Source organism: Deltaproteobacteria bacterium (assembly GCA_005879795.1).
GTDB lineage: Bacteria > Desulfobacterota > Binatia > DP-6 > DP-6 > DP-6.
This window is the reverse complement of record VBKJ01000152.1, coordinates 13902-31017: the sequence shown is the minus strand read 5'-3', so window position 1 is coordinate 31017 and position 17116 is coordinate 13902. Positions and strand designations below refer to the sequence as shown.

General features: G+C 70.0%; 9 protein-coding genes and 1 pseudogene. 7 read left to right on the top strand and 3 right to left on the bottom strand.

Annotation, left to right across the window (positions count from 1 at the left end; genetic code table 11):
* Positions 1 to 345: 345 nt before the first annotated feature.
* Positions 346 to 669 carry a hypothetical protein gene (locus E6J59_12975; protein ID TMB19072.1) on the bottom strand — a complete coding sequence of 108 codons (324 nt, stop codon included), beginning with the start codon at positions 667 to 669 and terminating at the stop codon, positions 346 to 348.
* 331 nt (positions 670 to 1000) lie between these two features.
* Here E6J59_12975 and E6J59_12970 point away from each other — a divergent pair, with 331 nt between their 5' ends.
* Positions 1001 to 2191 (top strand): hypothetical protein, encoded by a 1191-nt coding sequence (locus tag E6J59_12970; protein ID TMB19071.1) that lies wholly within the window; start codon positions 1001 to 1003, stop codon positions 2189 to 2191.
* A gap of 710 nt (positions 2192 to 2901) precedes the next feature.
* Here E6J59_12970 and E6J59_12965 read toward each other — a convergent pair.
* The gene (locus E6J59_12965; protein TMB19070.1) at positions 2902 to 4452 is read right to left on the bottom strand and encodes a hypothetical protein; all 1551 of its coding nucleotides are present in this window, start codon (positions 4450 to 4452) and stop codon (positions 2902 to 2904) included.
* A 610-nt stretch (positions 4453 to 5062) separates the two neighbouring features.
* Here E6J59_12965 and E6J59_12960 point away from each other — a divergent pair.
* Entirely contained in the window at positions 5063 to 5674 is a 612-nt protein-coding gene (locus E6J59_12960) for a hypothetical protein (protein ID TMB19069.1), read from the top strand.
* A gap of 1877 nt (positions 5675 to 7551) precedes the next feature.
* On the top strand, positions 7552 to 8970 hold the full coding sequence (locus tag E6J59_12955) for a phospholipase (protein ID TMB19068.1): 1419 nt from the start codon (positions 7552 to 7554) through the stop codon (positions 8968 to 8970).
* 959 nt (positions 8971 to 9929) lie between these two features.
* Here the strand turns inward: E6J59_12955 and E6J59_12950 are convergent.
* The gene (locus E6J59_12950; protein ID TMB19067.1) at positions 9930 to 11567 is read right to left on the bottom strand and encodes a glycosyltransferase family 39 protein; all 1638 of its coding nucleotides are present in this window, start codon (positions 11565 to 11567) and stop codon (positions 9930 to 9932) included.
* 529 nt (positions 11568 to 12096) lie between these two features.
* Here E6J59_12950 and E6J59_12945 point away from each other — a divergent pair.
* From E6J59_12945 to E6J59_12930, 4 genes and pseudogenes are all read left to right on the top strand, one after another.
* Positions 12097 to 12849, top strand: coding sequence for a hypothetical protein (locus E6J59_12945; GenBank protein ID TMB19066.1), 753 nt, complete (start codon positions 12097 to 12099; stop codon positions 12847 to 12849).
* A gap of 224 nt (positions 12850 to 13073) precedes the next feature.
* Positions 13074 to 13715 carry a 4'-phosphopantetheinyl transferase superfamily protein gene (locus E6J59_12940; protein ID TMB19065.1) on the top strand — a complete coding sequence of 214 codons (642 nt, stop codon included), beginning with the start codon at positions 13074 to 13076 and terminating at the stop codon, positions 13713 to 13715.
* Positions 13716 to 14524: 809 nt separating this feature from the next.
* Positions 14525 to 14677 (top strand): annotated as a pseudogene (locus E6J59_12935) (oligopeptide transporter substrate-binding protein).
* A 975-nt stretch (positions 14678 to 15652) separates the two neighbouring features.
* Positions 15653 to 17104 (top strand): hypothetical protein, encoded by a 1452-nt coding sequence (locus E6J59_12930; protein TMB19064.1) that lies wholly within the window; start codon positions 15653 to 15655, stop codon positions 17102 to 17104.
* Positions 17105 to 17116 lie beyond the last annotated feature (12 nt).

Below are 17116 nucleotides of genomic sequence, written 5' to 3'. Positions count from 1 at the left end.
GCGCTACCCCGCGACGCACGGTTTTCCGCGTTGGTTCCCCATGCACGGTGGCGCAATCTTTTGGCCAGCAAAAAGCGTCAACAACTCCGACCGCTTGGCCGAAACTTACACAGAGCCTTACACAGTAGGACCTTCTGGAGGGTGGAATAGCTAAGAGAATCAAGTAGTTACGATTAACCGCAAAGCACTTAAAATCCGTCACCCGCAAGGGTGTGTGGGTTCGACTCCCACTCCCGGCACTTGTGATTCCAACGACTTAGGGCGAGGTGGTGGCGGGCGATCGGGCCGCGTGTCCCCGAACGTGTCCCCGATCGCGTTCGCCACCCTCCCCGTTCGCCGCGATCATCATGCGCGCACGGGGAGCCGCGCGACCTTGCGGGGCGCGGTCGTCGCCCGCTCAAGGAAGCGCGCATAGGCTTGGCCGGCGTCGGCGAGGTTCTGCTCGTCGACGATCGAGTACCGCGAGAACATGCTCCGCGTGCGCCAGCCGCCGAGGCGCATGATGACGTCCTCGGCGACGCCCGCGCGGCGGAGGTTGCGCGCCCCCGACCTTCGGAGGTCATGGAAGAGGACGCCGGGGAGCCCGACCGCGGCGGCCGCGGCCCTCCACGTGCCGTCAGAACGACACGATCGGGCGCCCGCCCCGGTGGAAGACGTAGGGAGACGCAGCTACGCGAACGGCCCAGCGTCGGCGGATCACGTTGAGGAGCGGGCCCGAGAGCGGCACGGCGAGAGGCCTCCCATTCTTCGTGACCGCGCCAGGAACGCTGGGACAACAAGAAAAACACTCCCGCCGGCCCTCCGCAACTACGCAGTGCACAACCGCCGCCGGGGGTGGCCGGCGGGGCCGCTGGGGCAACGGCCGGGTTCCGCCGTCAGTTTGACTTGACAACTCACCGCTGGGCGGCTGAGTATCGCATCCTCGGACGACTGCCCGGTCGGTATCCCAGCTCTCCCCAGCGCCTTCCGGGAGATCGCCCCACAACCCGAGGAGGACGCCGTGCGCGGGCTTCGCGCGACCCTGATTGCGGTCGCCATTTTCGCCGCGCCGACAGTCATTCGGGCCCAGACCCCCCCCGACCACCTGAACCTGTGCGGTAGGTTCGTTTCGGAAGCGGCGAACGCCGCTCCGGAAGCGCCGGGCACGATCGCCGCACCGCACCGCGACGAGCCACCGCCACCCCTCGGTGTCGCGCTCGGCCCGCGGAAGATCGCAGTCATGCTCCTCACGCTCCCCGATGCGACGCGCTCGATAACACCTGAGCAGGCGCGCACAGTCGTGTTCACGGGCCCGCGTTCGGCGAACGCGTTCTACCGAGAGGTCTCACAGGACCGCATCTCATTGCGCGGCGTGCTGAACCCCGTCGACGGCGATGTCTTCGGCCCGTACGCGTTGCCCGCACCGGCCACCAGACGCATGTGCGACCTGGGGGGATGGACCGAACAGGCGGAAGGCCGGGCTGCCGCTGACGGCTTCCATATCGCGGCCTACGACTCGGTCATCGTCGTGAATCCCTACACAGCGGCCTGCCCGTTCTTCGGCTACACGACGTACGGGTTTCCCAACACCGTGTGGCTCAACGGCTTGGTGTTAACGGGCATCGTCGCACACGAGCTCGGCCACAACTTCGGCCTGAGGCACGCGGCCTCTCTGGCGCTCTGCACCCAGGGCGAGCCGGCCCCGCCGTGCACGTCCTACGAGTTCGAGCCGTCCGACGTGATGGGGGAGAGCCCCGAGCGGCACTTCAGCGCATGGCACCTCTACCTGCTCGGGTTGCTGCCGTCCTCGTCGGTCAAGGTGGCGCGCAAGAGCGGAACGTACAAGCTCGAACCGAGCGAGCTCTCTCGGCACGGTGTTCGGCTGCTGCTCGTGCCGTCTCCCGACCGCAATCCCGACGGCTCGCCGTCCGGCTGGATCGGCCTCGAGATCCGGGTGCGGTCGGGTGTGTTCGACGACTTCGCGCCAGATGACCCCGTCGTGCGGGGCGTCTCGGTCCGGCGCGTCGGCACGCCGTATCTTCCGGATACCGGTGAGGACTCAGACTCGATCCTGCTCGACCCCACTCCCTTGACCGGACCATCCGACGCTCCTTTGCAAGCCGGTCGATCGCTCACCGACCCGGTCACCCACGTACGCGTGACGATGCTCGGGATCGGTGGACGCTGGGCACGCGTTCGCATCGACCTCTGAGCGATCGTGTACGTGCTCGCCGTGCCCCGTCGGCGGTTCGGGGTGAATGGGGACGCGGGCGCGCTCAAGATCCGGCGGGCGGGCGCCAGCGAGCTCGCGCGGCGGCGTGACGGTGCCCGGCGTCGCGATTGCCCGGCGCATCGCCTCAGAGAGGTATCCTGCTGGCTCCGAAGACAAGCACAAAAGGGGTATGTGCCCCGATCGCGTCCTACCACCCCGCCGGTCGCCCCGTAAGGACGCAGCGCATAACGGGCGGGAGTGTCTGGCGAGGTCGTCGCGGCTCCCCGGGGGCTGCGGCCCGCCTTCATGGGCGGCCAAGCGAGTCCAGCATGCGCAACCAGTCCTGGCTCTCTTCGGGACGCCGTGCCCGCCGTTTCGTGGCACGGGCGCCGCGCGAGGTGCCCACGCTCGTCGAGCCGCCTGCTACAGGATGCGTGCCGCAGGGACCCGCTGGAGCCTCCCACGCAGCACGGGACCGGCGACGGTAACTAGAACCTGCCCGGGCAGTCGCGTCCGCGCGGCAATGCGCCGAATGTCTCGCCAGCCGACACGCGCCGACCAGACGACACCGAGCACGTAGAGCGGCGACTCCGGGAGGCATGCGACCTTCTTCCTTACCAGCCACGCCGATCGCACCTTCTCCAGCTCCGCCAGGCGGTCACGGACCCGCACTGTGACGTCGGAGGGGAGTTCGTGGGGAAGCAGAACGTCTAGGACCCCGACGTGGCGACCTCCGCAGCCGCTCTGTAGAGCAGCTCCCCCGCGTCCCAGGCCCGGCGCCGGTGCGTCACCGCTTCGGCGTGCCGCCTCAGCGTCTCCAGCAGGGTCGCGATCATCTCATGGCCGGTGGGACGGGCCAGCACGTTGCACACCATCGCGCGTTCGAGATGCACGATGGCGCTCTCGTCGTCGCGGTCGGCCAGAACTTGACCGAGCGCCCAGCTTGCGGGAGCGTGGTCAGGGACGCGCGCGACGACATCGTGGAGGAGCGGCAGCGCCGCCTCTTCGCCGTCGAGGTCGAGGACGATCTGGGCACGCTCCCAGGCCACTTCAACATCACCGTCGGCGGCCACCGCGGTGAGCTCGCGCAGCCGCGTCCGGCCTCCGGCCGCACGTCGGTGGCGCTGGTCCCAGTGGCCGGCTACCCGCTTGCGCCAGGCGCGGTCGAGCGCGGCCGCGAGCGACTCGAGTCGCGCCCCCAGGTAGTGTTGTGCTGCTGTCGGTCCCGACGTCCGGCGAGGCTCGGCTGCATGAGCGGCGATCCCCAGCGCCGCGAGCCGATCGGCAAGCGCAGGGTGCGTGTCGTCCAAGCCCGTGGGTCTGCGCAACGCGGTTTCCAGCCAGCGTCGTACGTCGTCGGGCTCCGATCCCGCCGCTACCGCGCGCGCCAGCGCCGCGAACACGTCGCAGGGTGGCTCTGGCTTCTCGTGCGCGGCGCGGTACACGTCGGGCCAGAAGCACCGCGAGAGAAACTCGCCCATGACGTACGTTGTTCCCAGCGCACGGGCGAAGGCTTCTTTCCCGGCGACGCTCCCGGCGTAACGGTCCGCCTCGTACTCGCGCTCACGGACTAGGACGAAGGAGTAGGCGTTGAAGTAGGGTCCCCAGCGTTTCACGAACCAGTCGAAGAGCCACCGCCCCCAGCGACCCTGGAGCTCGATCATCATCTCGAGGCGCATCCAGGTGGCGCGGATCCGATAGATCCAGGCGCCGCGCCGTCCGTGCTGCCGGGACAGGTGTCCCAGTTCATGCGCGACGACAGCCTGGAACTCCTCCGGCGACAGCGCCTGCATTTCCGCGAGGCCGAGCAGCAGGTAGTTGCGATACCAGCCGAGCGGCCCAAGGAGGGGGGTTTGGGCCGCGGCGTTGCGGTCCTCGGTCAACAGCACGCGGTGCAGGCATGGCGTGCGAAGTTCGCACACGAGCCGGTCGATCAGCGCGAAGAGCTCAGGTGCATCGGCGCGCCGAACGCGAACCCCGTCGGGGTGCTTGAAGGGGACTCGGAGCGCGCGGAGGACCACGAGGAAGAGCAGTACGAAGGGCGCCGCGAGGGCCAGGACGCGATAGGTCGCTCGGTGGAACCGCAGCGACCACACCAGCAGCGCGATCGTTCCTCCCAGCCCGACAAGAACAAGCCACACGTAGGCGTAGCCGGCGAGGGCGAGCAACGTCATCCGCCTCGCGTAGCCCTCACTGTCCCGTTTCGCATGGGCCTCGCACTTTCGAACAAGCGCCTCGAAGTGCTCCGCTGTCATTGTCATGCCCACGATGCCACGCACCCGAGCCCAAGGAACTGCGCGTCTCGGTCGCCAGAGTGGCGGCTACTGCGGCCGGCCGTTCCCATTGCCGCCGGCGGGGCTGCGTGCCACGTCGTGGTCGTTGCCGCTATTGGGTATCGGCCTCGGCGTTGTCTCAACGGCGGACGGCGCAGCAGTAAGGCCCGGTGGTGGCGCGGCCATGCCCTCACCCCGCTTCTCCACGACCCCCATCCATCGCTGCCCCCCTACACTAAACTATCGCCACCCCGCTGTCTCACCCTCGTTGGCACAGAGGGCATGGTCGTCTTCAGCGTGGGGTCCATCGGGGTGGGGATGCTCGGGCTCCTCCTCAGCCGGCGGGGGGCTGCCTCCCTGGCTCAGACGAGGCGGAGGAGCGCGCGCGCCTTTAACCCTTCCGCCGCACCCGCGTCGTTGACACATGCCCTAGCATTCTGACGTCTCTAGGGTGCTACCCCAGGAGGACGACCGTGCAAACCGTCACCGACAAAAGAGAAGGAAGCTTCCGATGACAGCACGGTCGAGGGGGTTGCTCTGCGTCCTTGCGCTCTCGCTCTTCGCCTTCCCGCCCCCCGCTGGTAGCCATCCGTTCAGCGTGGACCAGGAGGCCCTGCCGCCGATCCAGGCGGGCTGGAGCATTCGCTTCTTGTCCCCGATCGGCCAGGAGTTCGTCCCGGCAGCCTCCTCCTTGGACGCGGTCGAACTGATGGTGGGGAACGGAGACCTCCCCGGCCCGGCAGACCTGTTCGTCAACATCCGCCACACCACGATCGACGGGCCGATCATCGGAACGAGTCTCCTGCTCACGCTCCCTTTTGGGACGGGCGGCCTCACGCACTTCGACTTTCCGTCTGCGGTTCCCCTGATTCCCGGTGAGGTCTACGTGATCGAGGTCGTATTTGCCGGCAGCGACACCAGCAATCCAGGAATCGCGGGGGGGTACCAACCTCCGTATTCCCAGGGCAGAGCGATCATCCTCGGGGAGCCGGACCCCTTTGACGACCTGTGGTTTCGGGAAGGGCCGGCGATGGCCACCTCGGGCAACTGCAGCCTGCGTGCCTGCCGGGACGAGGTACTTGCTGCCTGTGGGTCGACGCATCGCCTCTGCATGAAGCGGTGCACGACGTTGATCCGTAGCCGCTGCATGGCGGGCGAATGTACGTGCGACAGCGTCCGGGGCACGCCCGGCACCTGTATCTGCCTGTGATTCAGGCGAGCAGCGCATCGCCGTTGCGCGGCCTACGCCCTGACCAGTTGTTCACGGACGGCCACGTGCAGTAGAGTCAGCCGCGGACTCGAAGCAGCCAGCGCTCGCTGCAATCGGGGGGCACGATAACCGCTCGGAAGATACTCACGAGGTTCGTGCTCCTCGCGGTTGCGGCCGTGCTCACTGCCTCGGTCGTAGCCGCTTCGCCGCCATGCCGTCGCAAGGTCTGCGGAGAAGGGATACTCGCGTGCCAGGCCACCGCCGGCTGCAAGAACTTGAGTGGGAAGGCGAGGACGAAGTGTAACCAACAGTGCGTGCAACAGGTCCTCGCGGCCTGCGCCGCAGACAACACGGTCTGCGTGCTGACCACGACGACCACCACGAGCACGACGACCACTACGACGTTCGTGCCGGTCCCGTGCGGCGAACCCGGCAGTGCGCCCCCGCCGCTCTGCTGGGGCGAGTGCCCGCCCGAAGCCCCGATCTGCGCCGTCACAGCGAACGGCTGCGAGTGCGTCGCGGGCAGCACGCCCTGCGGGAGCGCCACCTTCCCAGAGTGCGACGGCGCCTGCCCGCCGGGCAAGGCCTGCCTGGTCAGCCTGAGCGCGGGATGCACCTGCGATTTCGTAGGGATCCCGTGCAGCGTCGCCTTCGGGCTGACGGGGAGCTGCACGAACGGCGTCTGCCCGGGCGGCGAAGAGTGCGTGTTTGTGTCCACGCCAGACGGCGACGGCTGTATCTGCAACCCGATCGGCTCGACCTGCCTCGGCTCGCCGGGCTGCGGCGGCACGTGCCCCTCGGGCCAGACCTGCGGAGGCTCCGGGATCCCGGGCCTGTGCCGATGCTCCTAGCGAGGCTCCGCCTCCCCCCAGCCCCGCCCACCGCCCTCCCCTGCCACGCCGCAACGCCGTCGCGTTCTGCCCGTGCGCGTGCGACCCGCAGCGGTTTGCCCATCCGCTGCGTCCACGTAACCTGCTAGCAACGGCCTCAGCGGGGAAAGCGGCGAGGCGAGGGGCGGAGAGTTGTCCCGTGTGCCGTCACGCCCCCGCCTCTCCGTCACATCCGCGGCGTTCGCATCGCTGCCCTGACATGTCACTCACCTTGGCGCCGGGCGTGCGGGTTCATGAGCGACCAGCCAGAATCGGTGCAGCGACGACGTTCCATGGCCACAGGCCCGACCGTGGCACCGGTGTTGCCCGCGGCCCACGCCACTGACCCAGCAAGGGAGGACTCTCGCGTGATTCGACTCGGATTTGCGATGGCCGCCGTGGTGGGCGCTCTTGCCGTGCCCAGCTTCACAGGGGCTAGCGGGTGCCCGTCCACCTGCGGCGCCGCCAAAAGGACATGCCAGCTCGCGGGCGTGACCGCGTTCCGCAGCTGTCGGGTCACCGTGAAGGCGAGCGGTCAGACCGGGCAGGACCGCCGCGGCGCAATCAAGAGCTGCCGGAGCGCGTTCAGGGGCGCGCAGCAGACGTGTGTCGCGTCGCTCCACGACTGCCTCCACGGCTGCGGGGCACCGCCGAGTTCGTGCCCGGCCGGGTGCGCGAGCCAGGGGCGGATGTGCCTGCACGACGTCGTCAGCACCGCGCAGGCGTGCGTGCGCGCATGTTCGCCGGCCCCGAGCCGGCTGCAATGCGTCGCGGCGTGCGCCGCCACGGCCCGGGCGGCCCTCGAAGACTGCGAGGCCACAATCCACTCGTGCCTCGCCGGGTGTCCGAGCTCTCCGAGCGGCGCCTTCCTCGACTGATTTCCGCTCACCCCGTGGGTCCGGGGAGCTCGGCTCCCCGGACGTCGCTCGGGTGACCCGTAGTAGGTGCTGTCGGGCTGGCTGGCGGCCACCGGGCTGAGCTCCGGCACCCCGTGCTATACGCCGGCCCATGAGTGACCCCGCTCTCACCCGCCGCCAGCTCCTCGCCTCTGGCCTTGCCGTCGGCGCGCGCCTCACCCTCGATCCTCTCGCCCGGCGGCCGCGCCCCGCGCGGCTCGGCGATATCGAGCGCGTCGTGATCATGATCCAGGAGAACCGCTCCTTCGATCACTACTTCGGGCGGTACCGCGGAGTCCGCGGCTTTGGCGACCGTTCGGCGCGCGGTGTGCTGGGCCAGCCCGACGGACAGGGGGGCACCATCTACCCGTTCCATGTCCCCGCGCGGCGGACTGGTGGCGGATGCACGGCCGACCCGGTCCACCTCTGGGGTGCGCAGCACGAGAGCGTGCTCATGCCGGGCGCCTGGGTGACCTCGCACCGCTTCTTCAACGGCAACGATGCCCCGGTGTCGATGGGCTACTTCGACCGACGCGACATCTCCTACTACTTCGCGCTCGCGCGCTCCTTCACGATCTGCGACATGTATTTCTGCTCCGCGCTGGGGCCGACCGATCCGAACCGCTCGTACGCCATGACCGCGACGATCGACCCCGACGGCCGCGCGGGGGGTCCGCTCCTCGCTGCCTCGCCGCAGCAGGCCCCGCGGCTCAGCTGGACCACCATGCCCGAGCAGCTCGAGGCGCGCGGCATCTCGTGGAAGGTCTACTCGGATCCCGGCAGCACCTTCACGGACGGCGACAACACACTCCTCTTCTTCACGCAGTACCGGGCGAACCCGGCGCTCCAGGCGAAGGGGGTCCAGCCCACGTTCGCCGACTTCCTGGCGAACGCGGCCGCGGGCGCACTCCCTCAGGTATCGTGGATCATCGCGCCCGTGGCGCAGCTCGAGCACCCCGTGCAGAGCACACCCGTCCGAGGCGAGTACGCCGTGCGTCGCGTGCTCGCTGCGCTGACGGCGCGACGGGAGGTCTGGGCGCACACCGTGCTCTTTCTCACCTACGACGAGAACGGCGGCTTCTTCGATCACGTTCTGCCGCCGACCGCGCCCCCTGGGACGCCGGGCGAGTACCTGACCGTCGACCCGCTGCCCCCGCTTGCGCAGGGTGTCGCCGGGCCGATCGGGCTCGGTCCCCGCGTGCCGTTGCTCGTCATCTCGCCCTTCAGCCGCGGCGGATTCGTGTGCAGCGACGTCTTCGATCACACCTCGACGCTGCGGTTTCTCGAGACCCGTTTCGGCGTCGAGGTTCCGAACCTGTCCGCCTGGCGGCGAGCGGCATGCGGGGACCTGACCAGCGCGCTCAACCTCGCCGCGCCCGAGCTCTCGCTCCCCCGGCTGCCGGCCGTGCGGCCGCCGGACGGAAGTGGCGACTGCTCCGACCGGCTCGCGACCTATCCGCGGACTCGCCGCGCCCCGTCCCAGCCCCGCGGCCGGCGGCCACGACCGAGCGGCCCCGTGAACGCCACCTGAGACCGCATGAAACGAGCTGGCGCGGCGTCCGCCCTCTTCTGCTGCCGGCGCTCCTGCCGGCAGCAGAGACGCGGCTCGAGCCCAGTCCACCGCCTCCGTCCTCCGGCACGCGGGATCTTGGGAACGCCGGTTACCGGCCGACACCCCACTCTGCGGTCATGGCCGTTTCTGCGGCGGAGTCATCCTGACGTACGCCCGCATGGCGGGGCGGGCAATGCGAGACTCCCTGCCCCCGCCACGCGCGCGTGAGGAAGCCTGCTAGAAGAGGGCGCCCGAAGTGTCGAGGAAGGCGCCGCTCGGCGACGCCACGCAGCCGCATACCTGCCTGACGTTTGCCACCGCGTCCGCACAGTCGTCGGTGTTGGCGCGGGTCGTGGCAAGGAATTGGATCGCCGCAGCGATGCTTTGGTGGCAGGCGGGGTCGGATCCGCAGGTCCGTTGTAGGTCCCCGATGCACTGGGCGAGGCAGGTGTCCCCTGCCAAAGTGGTGATACAGGCTTTGGCGCTAGCGTTAGCTAGGCTGGGTCGGAGCAACGGGGCGATACAGACTACGAGTGCCAGACCTGCGGTCACAATCGTTCGGTGTGCGCGCATTTCAGTCCTCCTTCCAAGTTGGGCGGCGACGCACCCGGTTAGGCGCTTTTGGTTGCAATGTGGTGTGGAGCACTGAGAACCCGGCGCCGTCGCTCCGCGCAGCGGGCTGACCACCGCCTCAACGCTTTCCGGCCGGAGGTGACCGCGGCAGCTGGTGCGACATGCCTGCAGCGCCGGACCCTTGCCTAGTTTAGACGCCGCTCTTCGCGAGGCCGCTCGCTGCGTGCCCTCAACCACCCTGCGCATGGCCCGTCAAGGGGGGAGGCACCGGGACTGGCGGGGGCGAAGAGTCTTTCGGGCACCCGAGCGAAAGCAGACCACGCCAGCAGGCCGGAACCCCCCATCAGGGAGATTGGGACGACGGGTCAACGCGGCCGCACGCGCAGGATGGTGCCGAGCGTCCGTCCGAGGCTGTCCGTCAGGTCCTCGCGCCCGTCGATCGCGTAGAACCGCCCGATCGTCTCGACCAGAGTCGGGGGAACGACGAACACGGCCGGACCGGGGAGCCTCTCCGGGAGGCGCGCCACCAGGTCGATGTCGCCGTGCAGCGCGAGCGGGTCGAGGGCACGCTCCGGTGAGCGCCGATACACCCCCGCGCACAGGTGGATCGCGGCCGCCGAGTCGACGGGCCGATACCAGTTGTAGCCGTTGGTCTCGGGATACCAGAGGCTCGAGCGGTACTGGTCGAGACTGCGCACGGCGTCGTAGAAGACGTAGCAGGGCCGCGCGGCCGGGTGACGCGCGAGCCAGAGGCCGAGCTGAGTCTCGGCCGTCCCGAAAGCCAGTCCGAAGTCCGGGCAGACAGGCCCGCGCACGAAGAGGATCCAGAAGTTGAGCGCGCCCGCCGCGCCGAGCACGACCAGGGCGCCGAGCAGGGCCGTGCGCCGCGACACGCGCGGGCGGAGGCGATCCCACGCGGCGACGGCGCCCACGCCCGCGACCAGGCACGCCCAGGGCGCGAGGTTGGCGACGCGGTAGGCGTAGGGCGGCCCCTCGCGCGACTGCGAGAGCACGCCGCCCAGGACGCAGACGGCGTACCAGGTGACGACCAGGCGCCGCTGCCGGTCGGCGCGCCCGAGCGCCACCACAAGGCCGCCCAGGAAGAGGAGCCCCGTGACCGGGTCGAGCATCGGCCAGCCGGGGAGGTTGTCGCGCGCGTAGGTGCCGCCGCGCAGGTTGAACATGGCGAGATGCGCGCCCACGTTCTCGGCGAGCGTCGGCCAGACCCCGTGCGCCGCCCCGGGCGCGGTGAGCGCGAGCTGGCCGAGGCGGACCCCTAGCCCGCCGCCGCTCCGCGTGACGAGATAGGCGTAGTAGGGCGCCGCGCAGAGGAGGGCGAGGGCGAGGGCGAGTCCCGCGTGCACGAGGATGCGTCCCTTCCGGGCGGATGCGAACGCCTCCCACGCGAGCCACGTGCCCACCTGCACGAACACGAGGCGCGAGGCAACGTACGTGTAGAGGCAGGCGCCGAGGAGGGCGCCCGCGAGCGCGCTCCACGCGAGCCGATCCCCGCCGAGCCCGTGCGCGAGGCTCGCCAGCGCGGCCACCTGAAGGGTGGTCATCGCGACCTGATCCCACCCGTCACGCCCGGTGCGCGCCGCCCAGTGCGACATGGCGAGGAGCCCGGCCGCAACCAGCGCTTCCCGTCGGCCGGCGACGGCGCGCGCCAGCGCGTAGAGGAGCGGCACGCAGCAGAGGCTCGGCAGGACCGACAGCATGCGCGCGCCGAGGAAGCCGTCGCCGAAGAGCCACATGACGCCCGAGGCGGCGGCCAGATACCCGTTCGAGGTCTCGACCCAGCCCGCGACGAGGAGCGGCGTCGCCGCGAACCAGGCCTTGTCTGCGCTGACGCGCCAGGCGAGCGCGTGCTGCGCGCTCAGCGCCTCGTCGAGGTAGAGGCCGGGCGGCACGGCGCCGAGCTTGTAGAGCCGGAACAGCGCCGCGAGGGCAACCACTGCGAGCAGGGCGGCCGCCGTCCGGGCACGCGCGGTCCAGCTAGCCATGGCGGCGGTGATCTATCAGCGGGACGTTCACTTATCCATTCAGGACGGCGGAGACGCCTCCCCCGCCTGGCCTGCCCCCGACGGGACGGAGAATTCTTCTGCCTGTCTTCCTAGCTGGAAAGGTTCTGCGATGCGGGGCATGGCGTCGGCCCCGCACCCATCACGCGTCCCCTGCGCGCCCCATCCCGCGTCGCCCGCGCGACCCCTCCCGTCACGGATCGGATGCGCTCCCTTCCCGGCGCCCTCCAGTCCCCCCGAAATGCGGAATTGATCGGTTCATGCCCCGGGCGCTATTCCGGCGTGCAAGCGGGTGCAAGCGGGTGCAAGCGGGCAATCCCACTATCAAGCAGACAAACAGTCCCAGACCTCGCCTCGACGCGGCATGACGATCGCGGTCGGGGCATGCCTCGACGCTGGCGATCTGCAAGGGTTCGCGCCGGCGCATGACGCGGCCGCCCACGACCCTGTGGTCGTCCAACCTCGTCGGCGGGGTGTGGGCCAGGAAAGGACAGGAAGGGAGGAATAGGCCATGGGTGTTCGTCGTTCGGGTATCGTGCGCGCCGTAGCCCTCAGCGCCGCCGTGCTGTGGGTGGCCGGTCCTGGAGCCTCGCTCGCCGGGGCCGCGACCGGCGGCGGCGAGTGTCAGCTGCAAGGAGTGGCGAATATCAGCCCGCCGCTCGGCAATGCCTCGGGGAACTTCGCCTACAACTTCACCGGCACCCTGAGCAGCTGCCAGTCGAACGTCGCCGGCGCGCCGACATCGGGTAGCGTCTCGGCGGGCATCCAGCTGCCGGAAACGGTGACGCTCACCAGGCCCGGGGTGTGCACGGGTGGGCGCTGCGACGACGGCATCACGGCCTGCACGAGCAGCACGCAGTGTCCCCCGGTCACGACCACGGGGAGGGTGCTTTACCAGGAGCCCATTCCGCAGGGCAGCGGGAGCTGCGGCAATAGCACGACGACGGGGGAGGCTCTCGTCGTCTGGGGAGACGGCAAGAACACCGTCGTCGACTACACCACGACCGGGGCGTTGGCCGCGGTGCACCTGCAGGGCACGGTCGGCGCCAGCATGACCCTCACGCTGGTCGCGAGCAGCGTGCCGGCCGGATATACCGCTCCCTCCACCTACACCATCAGCAGCGACGAGCCCACCTTCGTGGTCGGTGAGGGGTCGCTCGCCGTGCTCACGTTCAGCCCGACCACCCAGGACCAGAACTGCGTGACGATGGGCGTGAGCTCGGCGAACATCAGCGGGGCCGTCGGCATCGGCAGCGCCCAGTAGCCGTCGCTGACACAGGCGAAACGCCAACGTCCGAGAGGGCGGGGCTCGGGCCCCGCCCTTTTCGCATCCGTGTCCCACGGCACCGTCTACGAGGCGGTGACGCGCCCGTCCTCGCCTCGCGCGCGCGCGAGGTTCTCGGGGCCGACGAAGGGGCGGCCCTCGCACGCCTCCGTCCGGCGGCGGCGCGACGCGACTACCTGGCCGCGCACGCGCTGGCGCGGACGATGCTCGCCGAGCTCGCAGGCTCCGACCCGGCCCGGCTGCGCTTCCGTTGCCCACCACGGGGGCGCCCGGAGCTCGTCGCACCCCCGGCCGCACGCCACCTGCACTTCAGCATCTCGCACGCGGACGGGATCGCCCTGTGCGCGGCGGCGGCCGCGGGATGCGTCGTGGGCGCCGACGTCGAAAGCCTGCGCAACGTCGGACCCGACCCGCTCGGCGTGGCGGCGTCGGTCTGCTCCCGGAGGGAGATGGACGCGCTCGCCATGCTGCCCGCCCCCGCGCGGGCCGAGCGCCTCCTCTCCATCTGGACCGCCAAGGAGGCCGTCGCGAAGGCAACGGGCCTCGGCTTCCGCCTGCCTCTCCCGCTCGTCGCGGTCCACGAGGAGAGCAACGGGCCTCCGGCGGAGTCCCGCACCGGGGCGGCCGAGGAGAAGACCCCCTGGAGGCTCGCGTCCTTGCGCCTGACGCCCTGCCACGTAGCGGCGGTTGCCGTGCTCGCCGTATCTTCGGCCCACGTTGCGCTCCGCTTCGAAGTCGGGGGGCTCTTCTGTCCGGGTACCGCCGGCCCCGCTTCATGGAGCCGACGCGGTCACCTTGCCGACGCTGTAGCGGGCAAGGATCCCCGCGCTCTCACTCATTGGTGAATCGCGGCTGCTCGCTCCAACTTTTGTCCTATGACGCCCCCCTCGGTGCCTTTTTTCACTGGAACTTCTTGACCTCCCCTCCCCGTTCGGCATAAGGCTGTGGACCTCTCTTCACATCATCGCGTATCAGCGTATTTTTCATATTCTCGCGAAGCGCTTGTCTTGCTAGCGCACGCCTCCGCGTGCGCCGCGAGGCTCTCCCGGCCGGGTTCGAGAGCGCGGCGCACGGGGCGGATCCGCCTCCCCTCCATGGGACGCAGGAGGCACGAGATGGCAGGGCCCCGGCCCGAACGGCGGCCCGCTCACTCAGCAGCGCAGGGCACAGAGGGCCGGCCCTAGTCGGCGCGAGATTGTGCGGCGAGCGGCGCAGAAGCGCCGCCTCTCGCTGGCCGCAGGACCGCCCGCGCAAGAAGTCTCCCCCACCAACGCGGTGGACCGCTTCTTGGAAACTCGGCGACTCCGTGATGCGGGCGCTTGCTACGAGAGGCCGCGGTGCGTTGACGGTGGCCCTGGCGCTGACGGGGTGGGCGACGGGGGCGAGCGCCTCCCTGATCTCCGCCAGGCTGCGCTGGCAGCCGAGCCCGGCGTTCGGCGTCGTCGGGTATCGTGTCTACATGCGCACGCTCAGCGGGAGCTACGGCCCGCCAGCGGACGCCGGTCTCCCCTGGCCCAACGCCGACGGGACGCTTGATTTCATCATGGCGAACCTCGACGGCGCCACGTCCTACGCCCTGGCGGTCAGCGCCTACGACGCGAAGGGCGTGGAGAGCGGCCTTTCGAGCGAGGTGATGCTGCTCAGCGGGACCGCCACGTCCACGACGGTCCCGCCGACGACGTCCACGACCACCACCACGACAGGGCCGCCGACCACGACCACCACGCCCACCACGACGACCTCCACCACGACCACGACGAGACCGCCGACCACGACGACGACGCCGTCGACCCCGACCACCACGACGACGACCACCCTTCCGGGGGACTGCAGCAACCCGACCGTCATCCCCGCGCAGGGCGGGACCTTCAGCGGCACGACGAGCGGGTCGAGCCTGCTGGCGGGCAGCTGCGGCAGCTCAGGCGACTCGCCGGAGCGGGTCTTCCAGTGGACGCCGGCGGTCTCGGGCACGGCGACCATCCAGACCTGCGGCGACGGCACGCACTTCGACACCGTCCTCTACCTGAGCGGCGGGGTGTGCGCGAACTCGCCCGAGGTCGCGTGCAACGACGACACGACGGGATGTCCCGCGGGCGACGGAGGCTCGAACACCCGGCGTCACGGGTCGCGCGTGCGGCCGGCCGTCACCGCCGGAACGACCTACTTCATCGTTGTCGACGGCCACAGGGGCGCCCAAGGGCAGTTCAGCCTGACGGTGACGCCACCGAGCCTGACCGCCGCGGCGGGCGCGCCGAACACCAGCTCCGGGGCCGCACCGCTCGACCTGCAGGTGGACCAGCTCGCCCTCAGAGGAACCGGCAAGCGCGGCCGATTGGTCGCGCGCGGCATGGTCTCCGCGCCCGCCGGGGTCGACCCGACGGTGACCGGCGTCCACGCCGAGGTGCGCGCGCCGAACGGCAGCCTCCTCTACGACGCCAGCATCCCCGCTGCGGGCTTCCGCTCCCGGCGCGGCCACACCGTCTTCGACTACGTCGCGGCCCCATCCAGAGGGGGAGCGCCCGGCGCCCACGGCGTCCAGCGGATGCGGCTGGTCGTCCGGGGTGACCGGGTCGAGGTGCGGCTCGCGGCCGTGGCGCCCGAGATCGCCGACGCCACCCGGCAGTCCGGCCTGACCTGTGTCCTGTGGCTCGGGAGCGCGGGCGAAGAGCGCCTCGGGTGCGCGCGGGGCGCGGACACGAGCCGCTGCCGCCCGTAACGGAGGAGAGGCGTGGGATCGAACGTCGAGATCGCCGACAAAGGTTCGTTTTCCTCTCTAGCCATCATGACGCGGCTGCTGCGATCTGGCCTGATCGTCCTTCCCCTGCTGCTCGCCCCGCAGGCGAGGAGCCAGCCGTCTCCTCCGCAGGCGATCTCGGCGTCGGTCGTGACGGTTCCAGGGTCGGCGACGTCCGACGGCTTCCTGTCCACTCTAAAGACGGACCCCACGGTGGTCTTCACCGAGCCCGAGACGTCCAAGCCCACATATCTCGTGCCGGTGAGCCCGCCGCCGTTCGGCGTGCCGATCATGCGGATCGCCAACAATCCGGGCCTGCCCACCACCCCGGTGAGCGGCACGTGGGGCTCGGATGCCCGCCACGTCTACTCCAAGCAGCAGCCCTGGAACGCCGACGAGACCCTGATCAGCATCGAGAACCGGGACGGCGGCTCCCCTTCGCCGCTCATCCTCGACGGCACCACCTACCGGCCGAAGGCCGGCCCGTGCGGCAACTACAACCTGTATGATTACCGCTGGCACCCGAGCCGCGCCCACGCCCACGAGCAGATCAACGTCAACTCCAGCGGCAGCGAGCTCATGTGGTTCGACGTCGTGTCGTGCACGAAGACGCGCTCCTGGTCGCTGCCGGTCGCGGCCGACTACGGCATCGGCTCGGGCGAGGGCAACCCGTCGAACGACGGGCGCTTCGTGCTGCTCAACGGCACCACCAAGATCTTCGTGGTCGACATGGACCCGCAGCCGCCGTTCAATCCTTATCCCAACAAGCGGATCGGCCCGCCCCTCGACATCTCCAACTGCGGACTCTCGAGCTGCACGATCGACTGGGCGAGCGCGTCGGCCTCGGGCAGGTACGGGGTCGTCTCGTACCAAGGGGACAACGAGCGGGTCTTCGACGTCGACCCCGTGACGCTCGCGCTCAGCCCGCACGCGATGCCGTCGGGCTCCTACCGGTGCGCGGGCACGGCGGCGGCCGGCTTCACCTACAGCCTCGGCCACGCCGACCTGGCGCTCAACCCGTACGACAACCACGAGGACGTGCTCGTCGGCCAGGACGAGTGTCACCTGAACGGACAGACGATCAACGGGACGCTCATCTCGCACGTCATGATGGTGCGCCTCCGGGACGCCAAGATCACGGCGCTCACCGACCCGAACAACGAGGCCTACGCGCACCACATCTCCACGCGCAGCCTCGACCGCCCGGGCTGGGCGTACGTCGACTACTTCCAGGAGGACGGCAAGCGGTTCAGCGACGAGGTCATCGCCGTGAAGCTGGACGGGAGCAGGGCCGTCCAGCGCTTCGCCTGCAAGCACAGCGTCTTTACGAGCCCGCCGCTCGCGAGCGAGTGCTATCGCTGCGAATCCCACGCCGCCCCCTCGATGGATGGGCGGCGCATCCTGTTCGCGAGCAACTGGGCCGAGCACTGTGGCGCGTCGTGCGGGTCGATCTCGGACATCAAGGACTATGCGATCGACGCGCGCGCGTCGCTGCCTTGACCGTGAGCGTGT

Bases quoted from the DNA above. Each gene is read 5' to 3' on its own strand.
- E6J59_12945 (TMB19066.1), top strand. From the start codon at position 12,097: ATGGGTGTTCGTCGTTCGGGTATCGTGCGCGCCGTAGCCCTCAGCGCC.
- E6J59_12955 (TMB19068.1), top strand. From the start codon at position 7,552: ATGAGTGACCCCGCTCTCACCCGCCGCCAGCTCCTCGCCTCTGGCCTT.
- E6J59_12940 (TMB19065.1), top strand. From the start codon at position 13,074: ATGCTCGCCGAGCTCGCAGGCTCCGACCCGGCCCGGCTGCGCTTCCGT.
- E6J59_12965 (TMB19070.1), bottom strand. From the start codon at position 4,452: ATGACAATGACAGCGGAGCACTTCGAGGCGCTTGTTCGAAAGTGCGAG.
- E6J59_12950 (TMB19067.1), bottom strand. From the start codon at position 11,567: ATGGCTAGCTGGACCGCGCGTGCCCGGACGGCGGCCGCCCTGCTCGCA.
- E6J59_12930 (TMB19064.1), top strand. From the start codon at position 15,653: ATGACGCGGCTGCTGCGATCTGGCCTGATCGTCCTTCCCCTGCTGCTC.